The organism is Nostoc sp. FACHB-280 (assembly GCF_014697615.1).
Taxonomy (GTDB): Bacteria; Cyanobacteriota; Cyanobacteriia; order Cyanobacteriales; family Nostocaceae; genus Nostoc_B.
The window spans coordinates 86,382-106,586 of sequence record NZ_JACJSD010000002.1 but is presented as its reverse complement, the minus strand read 5'-3'; the positions used below and the strand labels follow the sequence as shown (position 1 = coordinate 106,586).

18 protein-coding genes are annotated in these 20,205 nt (G+C 39.2%); 8 read left to right on the top strand and 10 right to left on the bottom strand.

The features are described 5' to 3' along the window. Positions 1-105: 105 nt before the first annotated feature. The 5 genes from petE to H6G75_RS02270 all read right to left on the bottom strand — a co-directional run bounded on the left by petE (position 106) and on the right by H6G75_RS02270 (position 3,628). Positions 106-522 (bottom strand): plastocyanin, encoded by a 417-nt coding sequence (gene petE, locus H6G75_RS02290; protein ID WP_190978388.1) that lies wholly within the window; start codon positions 520-522, stop codon positions 106-108. Between the two features lie 365 nt (positions 523-887). Further along, positions 888-1,379 (bottom strand): photosystem II cytochrome c-550, encoded by a 492-nt coding sequence (gene psbV, locus H6G75_RS02285; protein WP_190978387.1) that lies wholly within the window; start codon positions 1,377-1,379, stop codon positions 888-890. 76 nt (positions 1,380-1,455) lie between these two features. Continuing rightward, on the bottom strand, positions 1,456-1,710 hold the full coding sequence (locus H6G75_RS02280; protein ID WP_190978386.1) for a hypothetical protein: 255 nt from the start codon (positions 1,708-1,710) through the stop codon (positions 1,456-1,458). Positions 1,711-1,886: 176 nt separating this feature from the next. Then, positions 1,887-2,723 carry a carbohydrate ABC transporter permease gene (locus H6G75_RS02275; RefSeq protein ID WP_190978385.1) on the bottom strand — a complete coding sequence of 279 codons (837 nt, stop codon included), beginning with the start codon at positions 2,721-2,723 and terminating at the stop codon, positions 1,887-1,889. Continuing rightward, a complete protein-coding gene (locus tag H6G75_RS02270; RefSeq protein ID WP_190978384.1) occupies positions 2,720-3,628 on the bottom strand; it encodes an ABC transporter permease subunit in 909 nt (302 codons plus the stop codon). The genes H6G75_RS02275 and H6G75_RS02270 overlap by 4 nt, the downstream gene beginning before the upstream one ends. A gap of 158 nt (positions 3,629-3,786) precedes the next feature. Between H6G75_RS02270 and H6G75_RS02265 the strand changes: the two genes are divergently transcribed. Further along, positions 3,787-6,228: a 26S protease regulatory subunit gene (locus H6G75_RS02265; RefSeq protein WP_190978383.1), complete on the top strand. Its 2,442-nt coding sequence runs from the start codon at positions 3,787-3,789 to the stop codon at positions 6,226-6,228. 173 nt (positions 6,229-6,401) lie between these two features. Here the strand turns inward: H6G75_RS02265 and H6G75_RS02260 are convergent, their stop codons facing one another. Continuing rightward, a complete protein-coding gene (locus H6G75_RS02260) occupies positions 6,402-7,610 on the bottom strand; it encodes an ABC transporter substrate-binding protein (RefSeq protein ID WP_190978505.1) in 1,209 nt (402 codons plus the stop codon). Positions 7,611-7,838: 228 nt separating this feature from the next. Between H6G75_RS02260 and H6G75_RS02255 the strand changes: the two genes are divergently transcribed. Then, a complete protein-coding gene (locus H6G75_RS02255; protein WP_190978382.1) occupies positions 7,839-9,227 on the top strand; it encodes an MFS transporter in 1,389 nt (462 codons plus the stop codon). 108 nt (positions 9,228-9,335) lie between these two features. Here H6G75_RS02255 and accD read toward each other — a convergent pair whose 3' ends face one another. After that, entirely contained in the window at positions 9,336-10,286 is a 951-nt protein-coding gene (gene accD / locus H6G75_RS02250) for an acetyl-CoA carboxylase, carboxyltransferase subunit beta (RefSeq protein ID WP_190978381.1), read from the bottom strand. 592 nt (positions 10,287-10,878) lie between these two features. On the opposite strand from accD, the gene H6G75_RS02245 reads away from it, so the two are divergent. Next, positions 10,879-11,031, top strand: a complete 153-nt coding sequence (locus H6G75_RS02245) for a hypothetical protein (RefSeq protein WP_190978510.1) — start codon at positions 10,879-10,881, stop codon at positions 11,029-11,031. Positions 11,032-11,258: 227 nt separating this feature from the next. Here H6G75_RS02245 and H6G75_RS02240 read toward each other — a convergent pair whose 3' ends face one another. The 3 genes from H6G75_RS02240 to leuB all read right to left on the bottom strand — a co-directional run bounded on the left by H6G75_RS02240 (position 11,259) and on the right by leuB (position 13,606). After that, positions 11,259-12,077: an A24 family peptidase gene (locus tag H6G75_RS02240; RefSeq protein WP_190978380.1), complete on the bottom strand. Its 819-nt coding sequence runs from the start codon at positions 12,075-12,077 to the stop codon at positions 11,259-11,261. 89 nt (positions 12,078-12,166) lie between these two features. Continuing rightward, positions 12,167-12,427 carry a hypothetical protein gene (locus tag H6G75_RS02235; protein ID WP_190978379.1) on the bottom strand — a complete coding sequence of 87 codons (261 nt, stop codon included), beginning with the start codon at positions 12,425-12,427 and terminating at the stop codon, positions 12,167-12,169. A 93-nt stretch (positions 12,428-12,520) separates the two neighbouring features. After that, positions 12,521-13,606, bottom strand: coding sequence for a 3-isopropylmalate dehydrogenase (gene leuB / locus H6G75_RS02230; protein WP_190978378.1), 1,086 nt, complete (start codon positions 13,604-13,606; stop codon positions 12,521-12,523). A gap of 101 nt (positions 13,607-13,707) precedes the next feature. On the opposite strand from leuB, the gene H6G75_RS02225 reads away from it, so the two are divergent. The 5 genes from H6G75_RS02225 to H6G75_RS02205 all read left to right on the top strand — a co-directional run bounded on the left by H6G75_RS02225 (position 13,708) and on the right by H6G75_RS02205 (position 20,130). Next, positions 13,708-13,920, top strand: a complete 213-nt coding sequence (locus H6G75_RS02225) for a hypothetical protein (protein WP_190978377.1) — start codon at positions 13,708-13,710, stop codon at positions 13,918-13,920. Between the two features lie 150 nt (positions 13,921-14,070). After that, entirely contained in the window at positions 14,071-14,937 is an 867-nt protein-coding gene (locus tag H6G75_RS02220; RefSeq protein WP_190978376.1) for a mechanosensitive ion channel family protein, read from the top strand. A gap of 512 nt (positions 14,938-15,449) precedes the next feature. Further along, positions 15,450-16,400: an ABC transporter ATP-binding protein gene (locus H6G75_RS02215; RefSeq protein WP_190978375.1), complete on the top strand. Its 951-nt coding sequence runs from the start codon at positions 15,450-15,452 to the stop codon at positions 16,398-16,400. 34 nt (positions 16,401-16,434) lie between these two features. Then, a complete protein-coding gene (locus H6G75_RS02210; protein WP_190978374.1) occupies positions 16,435-18,288 on the top strand; it encodes an ABC transporter permease subunit in 1,854 nt (617 codons plus the stop codon). Between the two features lie 120 nt (positions 18,289-18,408). Continuing rightward, entirely contained in the window at positions 18,409-20,130 is a 1,722-nt protein-coding gene (locus tag H6G75_RS02205) for a hypothetical protein (protein WP_190978373.1), read from the top strand. Positions 20,131-20,205: the final 75 nt, after the last annotated feature.

Genomic DNA, 20,205 nt, shown 5'->3' with positions numbered 1-20,205 from the left:
CGCTATTAGTTGATTTGTTGTATATGCCAGACTCTGGCATTGTTTAGTTTGTGAATTTTCCTGAAGAGCCTAGAAAATTATCTAGTTTCACCAGTGCTATTTCTACTATTGAACAATGATGTGACCAACCATACCGGCACCACGATGGGGTTCGCAATAGAAGGTGTAATCACCCACAGGTGCATCAGATGGGATGGTGGTTGTTTGTGTTTGACCAGGACTCATTAACAAGCTTTTGTGAGATAGAGATTTAGCTAAATCTGCACTCTTAGCAGGGTTGAGAGCCGCATCAAATACAACGTTATGGGGAGGAACTTTGTTATTTACCCACTCAATTGTATCGCCGGGCTTCACTGTTACCTTGCTGGGTTCAAATGCCAGCATTCCTTTATCGCTACCTAACTTGATTTGGTAGGTTTCAGCAGACGCTGAAGGTGTAAAAATAGCAAAGCTGCTTACAACTAAAATCATTGTCAACACAGCTAGACTCAAGCGTCGCAGGCTTGCCACAATTAATTTCATGACTTTCTCCTAACAGATGGTTTTATTGTCCCTATCTCATTTTAAATAAAATCAACGCCAAAGTTTGACAATATGTCGTAGATCCAATTTATTTTATTTATCGGGTCATAAATTAATATTCGGCAATCTGACCATCAGAAAAAATCTGATTTTTATGCACTAAATAGCTTTTCCGTCAAGTAGGAAAAATCCCAAAAACCAGTTTTAATTCTTAAAAAAATATATAAATTGGGAATTAGCTACTGTGAAGTATCAAGATTGAAGAATTAGGACTGAAGAATTAAAGTAAAATTCCCTACTTCATACTTCATACTTGTTTCTTCTCAGCATCTAATTCCCTAAGACTCAGCAATTATGGCTGAGATTTAGTAATAGATTTTGCCACCGCCCCACTTGTTACCTACGACTTTAGGTTGTAGGAGGATGTGACCAGCTATGGCTACTAAATCATCTTCGGTCAGATTTCGCATTGCTGTGAAAATATCTGCACTTTTGAGGCTGGGGTGTAATTCAGAGATTTCCTCTTCCCCGTCATAAGTGGTGGGATTTTTCATGTAATCTACCAAACCTTCAATGTTGTTACGGTTTGGTGTAGCCAATGATAATGCTTCTGGTTCCAGTCCTACGTTTTGGTTGGTTTTGGTAACGCCGCCAACGTGGCATTGAGCGCAAGCATATTGAAATAAACTTTTGCCTTCTTTAACCTGCTTGAGGCTGAGAACAATTGTATCACCTTTGTCATTTAATGGCACTGTTCTGGTAGCTTCGTCTAGTTCCACTGCTGAAGCAGCACCGACCATTAACTGAAATGTTAGTAAAACAGTAACCACAACAACGCCAATTAATCTTCTAAACATGTTTCCCCTTAAAAATTTTGACGCTCAACACAGCTAAATAATGCGATACTCAATCTCTGTGCTGCTAACTGTTGTTCTATGTTGTTAAAAATTCGCTCCAGCCTGAAATTGCCCACAAGGTGACTCTGGTATAACTCACCAAGTCACTAGTACCTTGCTGGTGAATTTCAGACGATGTTTGCGCCATAATTGCTTTTGCATTTTCTAACGCCCAATGAGCCTTGTGGCATTTATAGGCAGTTCTCAATTGGTTATCCAGAGAAAACACCTGCGCCACAGTCATACTGTAGTATGTTGCTATCTCTGCGATCGGTAGACCTGCAAAACCCATAATGTTTGGTTAACTAACAAATAGAGATTGAGTCGCTGTAATACCAATATCACGTTAGGAGTGCAATTTGTTGCCCAAAATTTGGATGAAGGTGAGGATGGTTGGGAGATAAGGGAAGGGAGACAAGGGAGACAGGGTAGACAAGGGGGAAATAGTTATGAGTATATTGGTTCAGGTTATCCTTTCCCGCCTGTAAAGGTGGCGCTTTGGATAAAGTAACGGTTGAAGAAAGCATATATACCTAATGCTGGCAAGGTAAAGACCATCGAAGCTGCCATGATATAGTTCCAGTAGCTAATGTATAAACCTTTAAATGTGTTTAAGCCTAAAGGTAAAGTAAACATTTCGGGGTCAAATAAAATCACGACAGGTAATAAGAAATTATTCCAACTACCCATAAAGACGAAAACGGCTTGGGCTGCGAGTGCGGGTTTAGCTAAAGGTAAAACAATATATTTAAAAATTCCCCAGGTATTTAAACCATCTAATTGTGCCGCTTCTTCTAGTTCTCTGGGAAAGTTAACGAAAAACTGCCGCATCATAAAGATAAAAGTCGCATTCACCATCCCCGGCACAATCATACCTTGATAAGAATTTAGCCAAGCGATCGCCTTTAAAATCAAAAAAGTGGGAATCAAGGTAATTTGTGCCGGAACTGCCAACACTGCCAAAATCAAGAAAAACCAGAAGTTTTTCCCGACAAAGCGTAGTCTAGCTAAGGCATAACCCGCCATAGAGTTAAATATCAGGTTTAATACTGTGACACTGACAGCAATAAACACGCTGTTAAATAACCAGCGCCAAAATAATGGTTCTTGTAAAAATATTTGCGTGTAATTATTTAAAGTAAAATTTTGGGGGATAAAATTATTACCGCCATTGACAATCTCTGATAATGGTTTAAATGAAGCTGACAACGCCCAAAGAAAGGGGACTAGTGTAATAACGGCATAAAGCGTCAGCACCACGTATAACAATAATTTGAGCCAAGGAATGCGAGAAATTGTAGTCAAATTTTTTCGCCTCCAAATAAACGCCGTTGGATTAAAGTCATGGTGATGATGACTAATGCTAATAAAAATGCGATCGCAGCCGCATACCCCATCTGTAAATTACGAAATACAGCTTGGTAAATCAATAACACTAAAGTCAGAGTTGCGTTATTCGGCCCGCCAGTCCCACCAGAGAAAATATAAGATTGGTCAAATAACTGAAAAGTCCCAATTATCCCGATAGCGACGACAAAAAAGGTTACAGGCTTAAGAATGGGGATAGTGATATATATAAACTGCTGCCAAACATTTGCCCCATCTAGTTCTGCCGCTTCGTATAATTTTTGTGGGATATCTTGCAAAGCCGCCAGATAAATCACCATATAAAATGGCGCTGTTGACCAAATATTCATCATCATGATGCCTTTGAGTGCCACGTTGGGATCACCCAACCAGTTATACGTAGGTAAACCCAAAAAACCTAAAACATCATTCAGTAGCCCATCCGTGTTATAAATCCACATAAAAATCAGCGTCAGCACTGCGGAAGAAGTCACTGTGGGTAAAAAATAAAGGATACGCCACCAATTTTTTCCCCGAATTCCAGAATTGAGAGTTACCGCCAAAACTAAAGCCAAAATAGTTTGCGACGGTACAACAATAGCCACGTACTCCGTCGTATTTTTCAAAGCTATCCAGACGCGTTCATCTTCAACTAAGCGGCTGAAATTGCGAAAGCCAATGAATTCATATTCAATTCCGCCGAGAAGCTGCACTTTATGTAGCGAAAGAAAGACGGCGTAGAGAATTGGTAATACAACAAAAGTGCCCAAAACCAACAGCGTGGGCGCAAGGAAGAAATAAGCAGCTAGATTTTCCGTCAGATTCCAACTAATATTTTGCTGTCTTCCGCTAACTTGCCACACAATTTCACCTCCGCTTAATTATGTACAACCTTGTTTTAGCGATAGGTATACATGATTATTTATGGTAGCGTTTGATGAAATCTCTTCAGAAATAATGGCGGAAGTTACTGTATATCTCATTTTGGGAAAAATATATCTGGTGATTGTCAGGAGACAAAATGTCATATACAGCCTACTTAAACTCGATTAAAAATGAACTACAAAGAACTGGTAAAGCCAAAAAAAGCCTACGAGTGAAAACCATCATGGAACAGTTTGGCTATCAACGCCGAAGTCAGGCATTCATTGATGATTTCAATACTGCTCTGGAAAATTTAGGATTGTATGCTGAACCTGCTTTTGATTTATATATTCCTTTAGATACAAAAATAGATATTTCTCTCAAAGGTATAAAACTTAGTGATGAAAATTTCAACTCAGCAGCAATTTCGCAAAAATTGAAAGAAACAATTCAAGTTAAACATGATTTCTTTTACTATTTATTTGACTTTGGCTCTGAGCAAGAATATGAACGCTTCCAAGCTTGCTTAGATTCTAATCAACCGATGGGGATTTTTCTCATTCCTCAAGATGTCGATTTCTTTTCTGATATCGTCGTCAAAATCTTCAATTATGAACTGATTAGAAAATTTCAATATCAAGGTTCAAGTGAAGTTGCCAGTTCTTCTGTACGCCAGTTTACAACTAATATTATTGACTCTGATGATGATTGTGAAAACGATAAGGAAAGTTCTATTAAGGGTGCTAATATATTTCACTTTTATCGTTCAACAATGACAAGTGTCATCTTAGGTGGTACTGGCTTAGAATTACTAGATTCAGAAAAGTTTGATGAGCAGTTTGAATCTATATCTTTATCTTTAAATAAGTATAACTCCACACAATCATTTATTCTATTCCACTGTCCATCGGTGTTGGAAATTCAAGCCCAGCAAAAAGAAGATAGCTTAGGACATTTAGTAGATACAGTTGCTAGTAAAATTCCCTTTACTTTTACCCTCAGATGTAAATATTCTCATGAAAGTGCTATTGAGCGAAAGGAAGAGATTTTAGCTCACTTCCGTTTATTATTAGAACTGCCTTATTATCAAACAGAAGAAGATGATGTATCTCTCCTCAATTATTTCTTAGAACTGCAAAAAGCGCAAATTCAAGCTGAATCACAATTGTTACTCAAGATGAAGCCTGAACATCTTTATCATCTGAAGTGGCAACAAGAAAGTACTGAATACATCTATCTGAAATATTTTGCGATCAAAACACTAGAAAGTCTTGGATATGAATTATCACACATTGGCTGTGAAGTCGAATTAACCTCTCAAGATGAAGATAATAAAGAAGATGAGGAAGAATACGAATATGAAGAATATCAAACTGAAAAAGTAGAAGTATATATTAAAGACAAAATTGTGGTCGAAATAGAAACCCTCAAATATAACGAGTTTGCTGACAATAATCTCTTTTTTGATATGATTAAGAGAATTTTGCGGAAATCTCAGGTATGGCCAAATAATTTAGAGAGTGTTTGGTTAGTCGTCCCTGGATTTGAAATTGCTCGCAATTACTATCAACTCAAAAAAACCAAAGAGATTTTAGAGTATAAACTATCAGAATACTATGGTGCTAACTTTAAAACTATAGTGATGACACCAGATTATGAAAAACATCAATTAGTCCCTGTGGCGTTTGACACTATTGATTATCCAACTTTTGAATATAGAGTTAAAAGACAAGCCACAAGACAAATCACCCCAGTTACCAAACAAGTCAAACTTGACTTCAGCCAAGTCAAAGGGCTAAATGAGGAAAAAGAAAAATTAAATAAACTGCTCAAATTACAATCTAAAGGACATAAAGGCGCAATTGGGGGAATTTTGTTTTATGGATTACCTGGGTGTGGTAAAACATTACTAGCCAATGCTTTTGCTAATGAATCAGGGCGATATTTCTTTAAGTTTTCTCCGGCTGATATTATTAGTGTATGGATAGGTCAAAGTCAGAAAAATATTCGTGATATTTTTGTCCAAGCTAAGAAAAAAGCCCCTTCTGTATTATTCATTGATGAATTAGATAGTATTGGTTTCAACCGTAATGATGAAAACTCCCATACTGACCAAAGAGCCACAATCAATCAATTATTGATTGAACTGAACAATATTAAAAATAGTGATGTCATTGTCATTGCTGCTACTAATTATTTAAGTGGTATTGATAATGCCTTAAAACGTTCTGGCAGGTTAGATTGGAAAGTACCGATTTTCCCCCCAAATCAAGCAGAGCGAGCCGAAATATTTAAGCATTATTTGTCACAAATTACTCTGGAACAGTCGGTTAATTTTGAAATGTTGGCTGAGAAAAGCATCAGATTTACTTCATCTGATATTGAGTTAGTTTGTCGAGAAGTCAACAATGCTATTTTGTTGGAAGAAATCAGTTCATATTTGACAACTTCTGATGTAATTACTTTTATTCATAATCTCCAAGATGGGGGTTTAAGTTTGACTCAAGAACAGGTGAAAGAATTTTTGGAAGAATGTAAGCGATTAAGTGTCAAAAATCCTAAGTTAGAAACCTTGAGATTAGAATGGGAAATTGATTAGGCATCAAATTATTGGGAAAGTATGTTATCCAGATACCCGACTTCTTCAAGAAGTCGGGTATCTTAGAGCCTTTCTTAACCTAGTGAGGTACAGACAAAAATAATTAACCGCAGATAAACGCAGATGGACGCGGATAAATTTGTTCTTCAGTTAACTAGTAAACGCCATATAGACTATTCCATCAGTTTAATTTGTTGATTAGCTGTGGTTTGCGCCTTTAACATTGCTGGCTGTAATGGTTGTTGTCCTAACAAAGCACTGACAAATTGATTATCAAAATTATTCATAATAGCTGCGGGATATTTACCAATTTGCCAAGGTGTTGCATAATTCACTCCGGCAAGCAATGGTTTTCGCAGAGTATCTTTGTCATAGCCTAATTTTTGTGCTACCGATTTTCTGGTTGGTAGTGCAAATCCTGTGGCTGTCCATTTTTGCATTCCCGCTTTACCAGTTAGGTAAGAAATTAATTCCCAAGCTGCTGCTTTTTGCTGAGATTGCTTGTTCATCACATAGGCGACAGTAAACACCATCGTGCCTTTTTGATTGTTAATGCTGGGTAATTCTGCTGTGGCAAATTCCAGTTGAGGAAAGGTTTCTTGCAGATAAGGAATTGCCCAGTTACCTTCAATCACCATTGCGACTTTACCCTGTCCAAACATTTCGCTACCTGAGTTTGTGCCAACATCAGATTTTTGGGCAGAGGATTTATCTTTTTGATACTGGTCGATAACTAATCGTAATCCTTGTAAGCTCTGTTCACTAGCAAAAGTAGCGTAACCGTTCTCATCAATAATTTGCCCATCAAAAGCTTTCATTTTATATGCTTGTCTTGCTAATTCAGGCAATTCGCCAAAACCATATTTGTTGAGCTTGCTTGTTAATTTCTGGGAGTAAGAACGCAGTTCTGACCAAGTAGTTGGGGGACTATTTAAGCCTGCCGCAGCAAAAGATTTTGTGTTATAAAAAAGAGCTAATGTAGAATAGTCTTTAGGAAGCCCATAAATATGGTTTTGGTACTTAAAACTATCTAATAGGGTAACTTCAAAGTCCTCTATATCAAATTCTGGTTGAATGTAATTATCTAAAGGTTCCAAAACATTTTGACTCATCAAAAAAGGCGCTTCCAGTGCATCAAGATAAAATACATCAGGAGCCGCGTCTCCAACCAAACGGGTTTTGATGACATCCATATATTGGTCGGAAATAACTTCGTATTTAACTTTGATGTTGGGATACTGGGCTTCAAAGTCTTGTAGAACTTGTTTTAGTAGCTTTTGCTCAACCTGGGAACCCGCCCAACCACTCAGTTTGACGGTGACAGTGTTGCTTGTTGTTAATGGTAGCTTGTGACAGCCAATAATAGCGATCGCGATCGCCATCACTACACCCAAAAATTTCCCCAAGTTGATTCTTTTCACAGATGGATGACAGTAGTTTTCACTTCACTTATATCGTCTGTAGCTCAAGACAGATGTTTAATAAATCTGAATTTTTGTTGAAAATAATCAAGATAAAATAACTAAAAATTATCACCAACCCCAATGAGGAAGGTTCTATTCCTCAATATGTCACTGACACTTCGCTGAGGTGCGTTACAAACAATAACTATGGATTTTGTTCAGATTGAAACTGCTGCTTCTCTGAATCTGGAAACTCTGGAAATACCCCAGATTGTTACACAGCCAAATACTCTTGTTCCGACTCCCAGACCTACTTTTCGACTTCCCAAAGATGCTATTCGGACTAGTTTACGCGCCTCTACGGTGGATGCTGTTTTAGCAACGGTTTTTGGGATTACCACTGGTGGTATTTTACTTAGCAATTTCCTAGTGGAATTAGATGCTAGTCCGGTAGTGTTTGGATTATTATCTTCTATACCCATGCTGGTAAATTTAATTCAGCCTTTGGGTGCTTATTTATCAGAACGTACTACTAGCCGTTTTCGCTATGCTTTAGGAATATATGGCACAGCGCGATTATTGTGGTTAATTTTAGCGATCGCTATTGCTATTTTTAGTTGGGGCGGTATCAGTTCGCAACAGTTAGTTGTATTGACATTATTGATTGTTTTAGCCACTCATCTTTTAGGTGGTTTGGGTTGTGCATCTTGGATGAGTTGGTTAGCTATGATTGTTCCCCGAAGACTGCGCGGTAGGTATTTCGGGATTCGCAACAGTGCAATTAGCTTAACTAATTTAATTTGTATGCCTTTGGCTGGTTTAGTTGTATCTCATTGGTATGGTGGAAATATTCAAGGCTATGGAATAGTGCTGTTAATTGGGGTGATATTTGGCATGATCAGCATTGGCTGTCAATATTTCAAAGTAGATATTAATCCTCAATTACAAAATTCTTTAGCTTCTACTTCTCCAAAGAATACAACAGATGAATTAGTTACGTTACCTACTATTAGTATTTGGCAAAACTACAATTTTTTAACATTACTGATTTATATCAGTTTATGGATGTTTGCTGTTCATTTGAGCGCACCTTTTTTTAACCTTTATATGTTAGATACTCTGAATATAGATGTTAGCTGGGTGACGCTTTACGGCAGTTTACAGGCTGGTGCAAATTTATTGATGATGATTTGGTGGGGCAAATTAGCAGACAGGGTAGGAAATTTACCCATCTTAATTTTTGTGGGAATTTTGGTAGGACTGACACCAATTTTATGGTTGGGAATTAATGCCAGTCAAATGGATATTTGGCTATGGTTGCCACTTTTGCATATTTTGGCTGGCATAACTTGGGCAGCCATAGACTTGTGTAATAACAATTTACAATTAGCGATCGCACCCATGAAAAATCAGTCAATTTATTTTGCGATCGCGGCGGCGGTTGCTGGTGCTAGTGGCGCTTTAGGCACAACCATAGGCAGTTTCATTGCTCAATTTGCCCTGTGGGGAGGTTTACTTGGCTTATTTGCCCTCTCTGGCTTGTTGCGCCTAGCTGCACTTATACCATTGTTTTTTGTACAAGAACCAGGAAGATGAAGGAGGGGGGAGACAAGGTAGAGGGGGTAGACAAGGTAGCAATCTTTCTTCCGTCCCCCTTGTCCTCCTTGCCTTCCTTGTCCCCCTTGTCCCCTTCCCATCCACTCATTATTCAACAGCTGTAGAACTCAATGTCATCGACTCCCACAGCATCATCGAAGGGGCTGTTGTAACTGGTTGGTGTAAAGCAATTAGCTGTGCTAAGGTTTTCTTTAACTGAGTACGAGGCACAATCTCGTCTACAAAGCCATGCTTGAGTAAATCTTCCGCAGATTGGAAATCTTCTGGCAATTTTTCGCGGAGGGTTTGCTCAATGACGCGCCGACCAGCGAAACCGATTGTAGATTTGGGTTCTGCCAAAATAATATCGCCTAACATGGCAAAACTAGCGGTTACGCCGCCTGTGGTCGGGTTGGTCAATACAGGAATGTACAATAATCTGGCTTCTCGATGGCGATCTAAAGCTGCGGAGATTTTCGCCATCTGCATCAGGGAGAGCATACCTTCCTGCATTCTCGCGCCGCCAGAGGTACAGACAATGACTACAGGGTAACGTCGTCCGGTGGCTTGTTCAATTAAGCGGGTGATTTTTTCGCCGACAACGGAACCCATACTACCACCCATAAACCGGAAGTCCATTACTCCCAAGGCTACAGGCATTCCGTCTATTTGTCCCAAACCAGTTTTGACTGCATCGATCAGACCGAGTTTGGTTTCCATTTCCCGCAGGCGATCGCTATAAGGTTTGCGATCGCGGAATTGTAAGGGGTCGGTCGGGCGCAAATGCTCATTTATCGGTTGCCAAGTATTGCTATCTATCAATTGGCGGATGCGTTCATCGCTGTCTACCCGATTATGATGTCCACATTCGACGCAGACCATTTGATTAGCTCTCAAATCTTTTGTATAGGTTAAAACACCACACTGAGAACATTTGTGCCATAGCCCGTCAGCAATTTCCCGTTCTTGCCGTTCCAGGTTGGTAGAGCCTGATTTTTTTCGATTTGCAAACCAATCAAACAGAGACTTTAAACCGCGTGATTCTTCGTTGTTTGCCATTTTTATCTTATTCAAGTGGGTATGGGTCAAAAACAGTCATTGGTCATGAATCATTTGTCATTAGCCCAGGACAAACGCCTCATGACTACGTAACCAAAATTACGCTTATAAGCAATTCAGACCTTATTTTGCATCTTTGGTTGCCAGCTTAACGAAAATGCTTATACCAATACAAGTCTCTCGCGGATATGATTTTGTAAATGTATTAGTCAAGTCAAGTCCATTGGAATACCAACTCCCGAAAAAAGACGCTGTTACCCAACCCTAGCGGCAATCTAATGTTTCCATATTTTGTAAATAATTTTGCTAGTTTCTGAGCAGTTAGCATCTGTGGCTTTAGTCTTGCCAACGGGTCGCTTTCGTTAAGAGGGTAATACAAGTCACAGTGTTGATATTATCAAAAGGTGAAGCGGCAATGGGGTAATGACCGTTACAGTCATTAATAATCGTCAGTGCTTGTCTTAAACAGGACACCAAAAACGCATAAATAGTCTTAGTTATATTATCTTATCAGGCGATCGCTGGCACGGCGCAAAATATTCAACTTGCGATCGCCCAACTTCTCTTGCAAAGACTCGCTGAAATTTGTTTGATGTTACAATCAGGCAATAAACAAGCTGTAGATGCTTATCTGAAGGATTGGCTAGAGTGGGGCGATCTCATGAGAGAAGAACAAAGCCGCAACCCTAATCCAGTTGTTGAAAGGTTACGTAAATTAAAAGCTGAAAAGTTAGCGGCGCAATGACAGGATGGAATTTCTAGTAATAGTTGTAGAGTCTGTTTAAACGATTGTATCGGTTAATCTGGGTGTTTGATTAACCCATAACTTACACACAAAGATTTTCTATGGAGACTGGGTGTAAGGGTGTGAGGGTTTGAGGGTGTAAGGATTTTGAATACCTACATCCTGGTTACTGAGCGTAGTCGAAGTACACCCCTATACCCCTTCACCCTTACTCTAATATTATTTAGCTAGGATGGAAAGGCAAATTTCAAATAAGCCGATAAAATGGCTGGCCCGGTAAAGACAGTGATGATTGCGCCTAGTGCTAAAAAAGGGCCGAAGGGGATTTTTACTCCGGTTTTTTGGCGCGATCGCACCAATACTAATCCACCTATTAATACTCCCACGGCGCAGGCAATTAAACTAGCTAACAGCAAATACCGCCAACCCAGCCAAGCACCCATCATCGCTGCAAGTTTGGCATCTCCCGCACCCATCGCCGTTTTACCTAAAGCTATTGAACCACCAAAGGCGATGCCATCAAATAGCCATAAACCAATAACTGCACCAACTATCCCCATCATCAGGTGTCTAACTATACTGACACTGCTGGCTTCGTGGGTAAAACCGCTAATTATTTGAAATCCCAAGCCTAACACTAAACCTGATTGTGTTAGGGCATTGGGGAGAGTCATGGTATCTAAGTCAATTAAGGCTAAAGCCAACAGCCAACTACAAAAAGCCCAATATCCTAACGTAGCGATGGAAACTTGAAATACTAAAAAAATCACAACAAAAATTAATCCCGTTATTGCTTCTACTACGGGATAACGAACAGCTATTTTATTTTTGCAATAACGGCATTTTCCGCGTAACCACAACCATCCCAGCACGGGTACATTGTCATAAGCTTTTAGCTGGTTTAAGCAATGGGGGCAACGGGACGGTGGCCAAAGAATCGATAACCCCGCAGGGATTCGATAAACTACAACGTTAATGAAGCTACCTATAGATGCACCCAAGGCGAAAACAACAATAATCGCCGGAACGGCCATTAAAAAGTCCATATAGTCATTTGTCAATTGTTCTGTGTCATTTGTCGTTTGTCATTTGTTCTTTGTCAAATGACCAATGACCAATGACCAATGACTAATAACTAATACATGTGTGACTCAATTTGATTTAAAGGCACAAAACATTCTTGCGGTAAGAGAACGGGTTGGTTGGTAAAAATGACTTTACCGCGATGGGTAACACGATTAATTGCTACCCCAGAAGGTTGCCCCGCAATTTCAGGATGTACTTCACAATAAGTGTAGTAAATCTTGCCAGCCGCCCTGATGACTGCGGGATCAATCAGAGGTGGCTGGATTCTAGAGGCGGTGAAATTAGTTGTCTCTTGTCGTAAAGCGTACACTATGTTACTGCTATCTACTTACTAGATTTTGTCTATAGTGTACCCGAAAGTTTCTGTAAAGATTGCCAATTTGGCGAGTTTATGCAAAAAGAATTATTTCTCTAGTGCCTGAATGAGTGAGTTACCCATTGCCTGACAACCCAAAAGGTTCATTCCTGGTGACATGATATCGCCTGTGCGATCGCCTTGCTCTAAAACTTGCAACACAGCTTTTTCGATGCTATCTGCTGCTTGTGGCTGATTTAACCCGTAGCGTAACATCATCGCTGCACTCAAAACCTGCGCTAAAGGATTAGCTTTATCTTGTCCTGCAATATCCGGTGCAGAACCGTGGACTGGTTCATATACACCAGGGCCAGAAGCACCCAAACTCGCAGAAGGTAACATCCCAATACTGCCAGTTAACATCGCCGCCGCATCAGAGAGAATATCACCAAACAAGTTCCCGGTAACAATCGTATCGAATTGTTTCGGAGCGCGGACTAATTGCATCGCGGCATTATCAACATAAAGGTGAGACAGTTCGACATCGGGATATTCGGCGGACAGTTTCGTGATGCGATCGCGCCATAACTGCGATACTTCTAATACGTTGGCTTTATCTACAGAACAGAGTTTACCGCGTCTTTTTCTGGCAGTTTCAAAGGCGACTCTCCCGATGCGCTCAATTTCCGACTCGCTGTAAACCATTGTATTTACACCGCGTTTCTCACCTGTTTCGGTTTCAAAAATTCCCTTGGGTTTACCAAAGTAAATTCCACCAGTCAGTTCCCGCACCACCATAATATCTACGCCCTCGACAACTTCCCGTTTCAAAGTCGAAGCGTCAATTAATTGCGGCAAAATTTGGGCGGGACGTAAATTGGCAAACAACCCCAAACCAGCGCGGAGTCCTAACAAACCTGCTTCTGGGCGCTGGTGAGATGGTAAAGTATCCCACTTATAACCACCAATAGCGGCGAGTAATACAGAATCACTATTGCGACAAGCGTCTAAGGTAGCGGCTGGTAGAGGTTCGCCTGTTGCGTCAATGGCTGCACCACCAATTAAAGCTTCTTGGAAGGCAAACTCAATATCAAATTTTTTCCCTACGACTTTCAGCACATCTACCGCCACTGCCATAATTTCAGGGCCAATGCCATCGCCGGGAAGTAAGGTAATGCGGTAGTTTTGAGTCATAGCTAGTTTCTATTAGGTAAATGCTTGCAGATTAAATATCATACCGAGCAAGATGCACATCTGGAAGCTTTAATTTTTGCAGTGGGTATTGGAGGTAATCAATGCTAGACGTGACTAAACTCACTCAAGCTGAAATTAGAAGGTTGGGAATAGAAGCTTTGACAAAAGCTCTTGTCCCTGCTGGAATGGCAAGATTTATGCAGCAATTTGAAAAAGGTAGTGGAGATTACACAAAAGATAGAGATCAAATTTTAGGAAATTCAACAATCGATGACATCTTTAGCAGAATTGAAGAGCATCGAAAAACACAATAAAATTGCGGATAATAAACTAATTCTGACTAACTTTAATAGAGTAACAGTTTTTGGTATTTACTCAAACATTAAAAAAAAACTGTTCCTGAAAACTTTTTGCTCAGTTTCTTGTAATGTTTTGGATAAAACTAGCAAGAAATAAAAAAGTTTATGAATTTTAATCAAATTGGCCAAGTAGCAGTTGCACTGTTAACGACATTTGGCTTGAAAATCCTGGGTGCGATCGCTCTATGGATTGTGGCACAAAAGCTGATTGATTTTTCACTCAAATTAGTCAGACGTGGTTTTCGCAGTCAACACGTTGATCCAACTCTAGTTAACTACCTGCTTAATATCATCGGCGTAACTTTAAGAATTGTTTTAGTTGTCGCCATTCTCGGCTTTTTCGGTATAGAAACCACTTCGTTTGCTGCATTGTTAGCGGCTGCTGGTGTAGCTATCGGTGCAGCTTGGGGTGGGTTGTTAGCTAACTTTGCTGCTGGGGCGTTTTTGATTGTCTTTAGTCCATTTAAAGTGGGTGATTTTATCACAGCCGCAGGTGTCACAGGTACAGTTGTAGAAATTGGACTGTTCACCACTAGTATCAATACACCCGATAATGTGTTAACAATTGTCGCCAATAACAAGATTTTTTCTGATAATATCCAAAATTTCTCAGCTAATCCTTACCGTCGAGTTGATTTGCTGGCACAGCTACATCACAATGTTGATCACAATGATGCGATCGCTCGTCTCAAAGCCAGAATCAGCCAAATTCCCAACGTCGTTAATAACCCTGCACCAGATGTAGAAATTATCACATTTAATTTAGCAGGGCCAGTATTAGCCGTCCGTCCCTACTGCAATAACGAACATTACTGGCAAGTTTATTTTGACACCAACAAAGTTATTCGTGAAACCTTTGGTGAAGCCGGTTATCCCATTCCAGAACAACGCTATGCCTTTAGTAATCAAGTTACAAACAACACACCAGAAGATGTCCAGTCTGTTATTTCATCTGCATCTTTGATGAGTTAAGTTTGCAGATATAGGAATCCGGTTTGATTTCTGAATTTATTTGTGTAGGTAGGGAATAGGGAATGGGGAGTCGGGAGTAGGAAAGAAGCCTGATCTGAGCGTACTGATTTTTTCAGAAATCCAATATGAGTCCTATTGATATAGGACTTACGCAAAAACTCTCGCAAACTCTCATTTCTCCGTGAACTCCCGAAGTTTGCTCAACGCGGGGAACCCGCGCACGCAACTTCTCTCTGCGCCTCTGTGGTTCGTTCTTCCGTAGGCTGTGCGTAAGTCCTAATCAAATCAAATTTAATTTGTCAAAATCCCTCAAAAAATAGAATATTTGCGAACTAGTAGGTAAGTTATATACTTTACCTACTTTTTTATCAGCCTGAAATGTTATTAGCTGTATATTTAAACACTAAAGATAAATTTGATCATAACTCAGTTTCAATTTTGGAAACGAGACTGACAACAGGGCTAAAGAGAGGCTAGGTTAGTGTGTAATTAACCACCGTACTCTTGTAGCTATGGTAAAAGAATTAGCAATTCGCACCAGTGGACTCACCAAGCAATTTGAACGGTACATAGCCGTAAATGATGTTCATTTAGAAATCGAAACGGGTGAAGTATACGGACTGATAGGGCCGAATGGTGCGGGTAAAACAACTCTCATTCGGATGTTAGCAACGGCTGAAGAACCAACTACGGGTGAAATATATATTAACGGCGATCGCATGGTACGGGACAAGAGTAACCCGACTATCAAGCGTCGTCTTGGCTATTTACCCGATGACTATCCTCTGTATGAAGATTTAACAGTTTGGGATTACCTCGATTACTTTGCGCGGTTGTATCGTTTGCGCGAACCTCGTCGCACTCAGCGTCTACACGAAGTTTTAGAACTCATTCAATTGGGGAATAAACGCAACAGTTTAATTTCTACGCTGTCGCGGGGGATGAAACAGCGCCTCAGTTTAGCCCGCACTATCATCCATGAGCCGATTTTATTACTACTAGATGAACCTGTATCTGGACTTGACCCCATCGCCAGAATGCAATTCCGCGAAATTATCAAAGCTTTGCAAGAAGCTGGGATGACAATTTTAATTTCGTCCCATGTTCTCAGCGATTTAGCGGAACTGTGTACTTCAATTGGAATTATGGAGTTAGGTTTTTTAGTAGAAAGTGCTTCACTAAAACAACTTTATCAGCGTTTAGCTCGACAACAAATTATGTTGTCAACCTTAGGCAAAGTTGATGCTGTAATTAGTGAATTAAAAAATCATCCTTTGGTAGAAGCATGGGAAGTTTTACCAGGAACTAATAATCTACGCGTGAACTTTTCTGGTGATCAGAATGCTTGTGCAGAATTATTGCGATCGCTAATTCAAGCTAATATCCCCATCACTGACTTTCATTGCACACAAGAAGACCTAGAAAGCATTTTCCTCAAGCTGGGTCATAAACAAGCATCTTAAAATATCAAATTTTTAACTTAGAATCATTTCTCCTATGTATCTCAATTTTTTGGATAAAATTGGCGATTGGAACCCTCAACTTTTACGAGAAATCAAAGGTCGTCTCAAAGTTTTTAACTTAATATTTGCTTTCGCTATCTCTCTAATTGCTCAGTTGGGATTATTTATCTATCATCTTAGAGAATATCCTAATAATAAATATCCCCTAAATGGTGTGTATTGTAATCTGAGCAAGGTTCATCAAAAGCAACTTGAATCAGTCTCTAAACTCATAGAAAAGACTCAATCACCAGATAAATTACAATTCCTCAAAGCACAACAAAAACAGTTAGATTACAACCTATATCAGCAACCATGCCCCATGTCCGAAATTAATTTTCAAATGTGGTGGCGTGACCACTGGGAACACATATTTATTACACTCTGCATAGTTTTTATCTACACACTATTAGTCGCTGGTACATATTTACTAGTCAACAATCTTGCTCAAGAAGAAAAGCGCGGTACTCTAAATTTCATCCGCCTCAGTCCCCAGCCAGAAACCAGCATTTTAACTGGCAAAATGCTAGGAGTCCCAATTATCATGTACTTGATAATTTCCTTGGCGATTCCTTTGCATATTTGGTCAGGAATTTCTGCCCAAGTTAACATCAGTTATATTGTTAGCTTTTATATCGTCTTAGCTGCTAGTTGCTTCTTCTTTTACAGTGCCACATTATTATTTGGTTTGATGAGTAATCGATTTAGTGGTTTTCAGCCTTGGTTGGCTAGTGGTGCAGTTTTCATATTTTTGTTAAATGCAATGCAATTTGCATTTAGTAGCGAAGATTTACACACCACAGCAGCTTGGCTGAGGCTACTAACCCCGTTTGATATGCTGAAATATATGTTCCCAAGTCTCTTGAATAACAGCAACCCATCATTGTTAGGAGAAACTCAATTTTTCTACCTACCATTAGGAAGAAATGTTTTCACATTTACAGGGTTACACCTACTCAATTATGGTGTTGGCTGCTATTGGATTTGGCAAGCACTTGGAAGGCGGTTTCGTAATCCTAATGCTACCTTACTTAGTAAAGGACAAAGTTACTTATTGGTAGCTGGCTATCAAGTAATTTTTTGGGGATTTACCCTGCAATATACTAAAAATTACTGCCTTGCTTACCGAGACAATAAACCAATAAACTGTTACTATGATTTGAATTATCAAATAAGTCAAAACTTCTTCTGGCTTATATTTCTTAACTTCGTTTTACTAACTTGTTTGTTTATGATTTTGTCTCCTTGTAGACAACAAGTACAAGATTGGGCAAGATATCGTCATCAACAAACATCTAGTAGCAATGCTTTTAGTAATAAATCTGTATGGCGTGATTTAATTTGGCAGGATAAAAGTCCCGTAATAGTTTCAGTTGGAGTGAGTTTAATAATCATAACTATCCCCTTACTAGTATGGATTTTACTCGCTCCAGCTTTGAATATTCATCATAACAATGCTATTGATTGGGTGAATCGAATTGGCAGGCTGAAAGCTATTTTAGGAGTGGCGATGTTCATTGCTATAACGATGATTTATGCCACCATATTACAGAGCATCTTATTGTTAAAAACTTCCAAACGGGTGTTTTTGTCCAGTATTATTCTAGGGATATTAATATTTACGCCACCAATAATTTTGGCTCTATTAGAAATCAGACCTGAAACTAATACTATGTTTTGGTTATTTTCTAATTTTCCTTGGGCTGCTTTGGAATACTCAGCCACAACAACAACTTTTATGTCGCTTTTAGCTGAGTTCACTGTTTTAGCTTTGTTAAATGTAAATCTGGCAAATCAGGTGAAGTTAGTTGGGGAATCTGCAACAAAAGCATTATTAGCCGGACGGTAATTCATCAGCAATATAGCAGTCCTATTTGACAAGGGGGACAAGGGAGAAAAGGTAGAGAGATGTTTGCACATCATTTAGGATTGCTATAGATAATTAACTAGTTAATGAGGAGAAATATTCATGATAGAAGCATTAATAAATTACTTAGGAAATGGAAATCCGCAGTTATTTCGGGAACTTAAAGGAAGACTGAAACCCCGAAATATTTTATTAACATCTGCGTTATCATTGCTGGGTCAATTTATCTTATTTATATCCTTTCAAGCCCAGTTACCTACACGCTATGATGCTGTACAAAACCTTACCCATAGATACTGCACGGGTACAATCAAGTCTGACTTACCTGGATGTCTTGCTGATGGGTTCGGTAATGTAATTATCAATTGGCAATTGTGGTCTTGGGATGTCTTTACTTGGGTAAATATTATTGTGAGCTTTGGTTTATTAGCAGCAGGTAGTTATCTACTAATTAATGACTTAGCTACAGAACAAAGACGCGATACCCTAAATTTTATCCGCCTGAGTCCCCAATCACCACAGAGTATTTTATTGGGAAAAATGCTTGGTGTTCCAGCTTTACTTTATGTGGCTGTAATATTAGCGTTACCTTTGCATTTATGGATGGGTTTGAATGCCAAAATTCCTGTGATGGAAATTATCAGTTTTGATGCAATAGTCATCGGGGCTAGTTTTTTCTACTACAGTGCAGCATTACTATTTGGCTTGGTTGGTTCTTGGTTAGGAGTTTTTCAGCCTTGGTTGGGAATTGGCGCATTATTAGGATATCTCACATTTACTAAGGAAGCTTTATCATATAATTTTTATGCTAACAATCCGGCGAGCTTTTTTGGGCTACTTAATCCCTATTTTTTAATGCCATATTTTGATATTGAAATAGACGAGAAATTTAGTTTTGCTATTCCCAATTTCAAATCTTTTCATTGGTTCATGTTATCCATAGGAGAAAGCTTTATTACTATGGCTGTCTTTGCAGTAGTAGTTTACTTTATCGGGGCATACTTTTTTTGGCAATCTTTACAGCGTTGTTTCCGTGATCCTAATATAACTATGTTGAGCAAAAAGCAGAGTTATTTACTAACTGCTGTTTTTAATTTCATCATTTTAGGATGTGCTGATTGGAAAGATTTAATATTCGATAAATTACCTAGAACTTATTCAATTCAGGAAAATTTCGGGTTTTTAATGGTTTTGAATTTGGGGCTATTTTTATATTTAATTGCTGCGATTACCCCTGGTCGTCAAACACTGCAAGATTGGACTAGATACCGACATATTGAGCAAACTAAAGAATTAAGCAAAACTAGTTTAATTCAGGATTTAATCTGGGGAGAAAAAAGCCCAGGAATTTTAGCGATCGCTATTAATGTTATCATGTCTGTGACTTGCTTAAGCTGCTTTGCTTTGATTTCGCAAGTCAGCATCGAAAGTAAAACGAATGCCTGGATGGCGCTAGTGCTTGCAGGTAGTTTAGCTGTGATATTTGCAGCCTTAACTCAGTTAATTCTCTTCATGAAAAATGAACAGCGCCAATTATGGGCAGCAGGGGTGTTAATGTCTGTGATTATACTCCCACCCATTTTCTTAGGAATATTTTTTAATCGACCTGAAAACTACCCTATAGTTTGGCTATTTTCCATTGCTGCGCCAGTCATTGTTTTATCTCCACTAAGCATTAATGGATTACCATTGGCTTATTTTCTGGCAATCTTAGGACATTTTGCGATCGCAACATTTTTAGTATCTCAACTAACGCGCAAATTGAAAAAAGCAGGAGAGTCTGCAACTAAAGCATTATTGGCTGGAAGTGAGTCTGCTGTTTAGATAACTTCGCTTGTGTCAATTGTAACAATTGCAACTTTTAGATCCCCGACTTCTCAAAGAAGTCGGGGATCTGTT

What these genes read in the sequence shown, in the direction of transcription:
- petE (WP_190978388.1), bottom strand. Translation starts at nt 522, where the DNA reads ATGAAATTAATTGTGGCAAGCCTGCGACGCTTGAGTCTAGCTGTGTTG.
- psbV (WP_190978387.1), bottom strand. Translation starts at nt 1,379, where the DNA reads ATGTTTAGAAGATTAATTGGCGTTGTTGTGGTTACTGTTTTACTAACA.
- H6G75_RS02280 (WP_190978386.1), bottom strand. Translation starts at nt 1,710, where the DNA reads ATGGGTTTTGCAGGTCTACCGATCGCAGAGATAGCAACATACTACAGT.
- H6G75_RS02265 (WP_190978383.1), top strand. Translation starts at nt 3,787, where the DNA reads ATGTCATATACAGCCTACTTAAACTCGATTAAAAATGAACTACAAAGA.
- H6G75_RS02260 (WP_190978505.1), bottom strand. Translation starts at nt 7,610, where the DNA reads ATGGCGATCGCGATCGCTATTATTGGCTGTCACAAGCTACCATTAACA.
- H6G75_RS02255 (WP_190978382.1), top strand. Translation starts at nt 7,839, where the DNA reads ATGGATTTTGTTCAGATTGAAACTGCTGCTTCTCTGAATCTGGAAACT.
- accD (WP_190978381.1), bottom strand. Translation starts at nt 10,286, where the DNA reads ATGGCAAACAACGAAGAATCACGCGGTTTAAAGTCTCTGTTTGATTGG.
- H6G75_RS02245 (WP_190978510.1), top strand. Translation starts at nt 10,879, where the DNA reads ATGTTACAATCAGGCAATAAACAAGCTGTAGATGCTTATCTGAAGGAT.
- H6G75_RS02240 (WP_190978380.1), bottom strand. Translation starts at nt 12,077, where the DNA reads ATGGACTTTTTAATGGCCGTTCCGGCGATTATTGTTGTTTTCGCCTTG.
- leuB (WP_190978378.1), bottom strand. Translation starts at nt 13,606, where the DNA reads ATGACTCAAAACTACCGCATTACCTTACTTCCCGGCGATGGCATTGGC.
- H6G75_RS02225 (WP_190978377.1), top strand. Translation starts at nt 13,708, where the DNA reads ATGCTAGACGTGACTAAACTCACTCAAGCTGAAATTAGAAGGTTGGGA.
- H6G75_RS02220 (WP_190978376.1), top strand. Translation starts at nt 14,071, where the DNA reads ATGAATTTTAATCAAATTGGCCAAGTAGCAGTTGCACTGTTAACGACA.
- H6G75_RS02215 (WP_190978375.1), top strand. Translation starts at nt 15,450, where the DNA reads ATGGTAAAAGAATTAGCAATTCGCACCAGTGGACTCACCAAGCAATTT.
- H6G75_RS02210 (WP_190978374.1), top strand. Translation starts at nt 16,435, where the DNA reads ATGTATCTCAATTTTTTGGATAAAATTGGCGATTGGAACCCTCAACTT.
- H6G75_RS02205 (WP_190978373.1), top strand. Translation starts at nt 18,409, where the DNA reads ATGATAGAAGCATTAATAAATTACTTAGGAAATGGAAATCCGCAGTTA.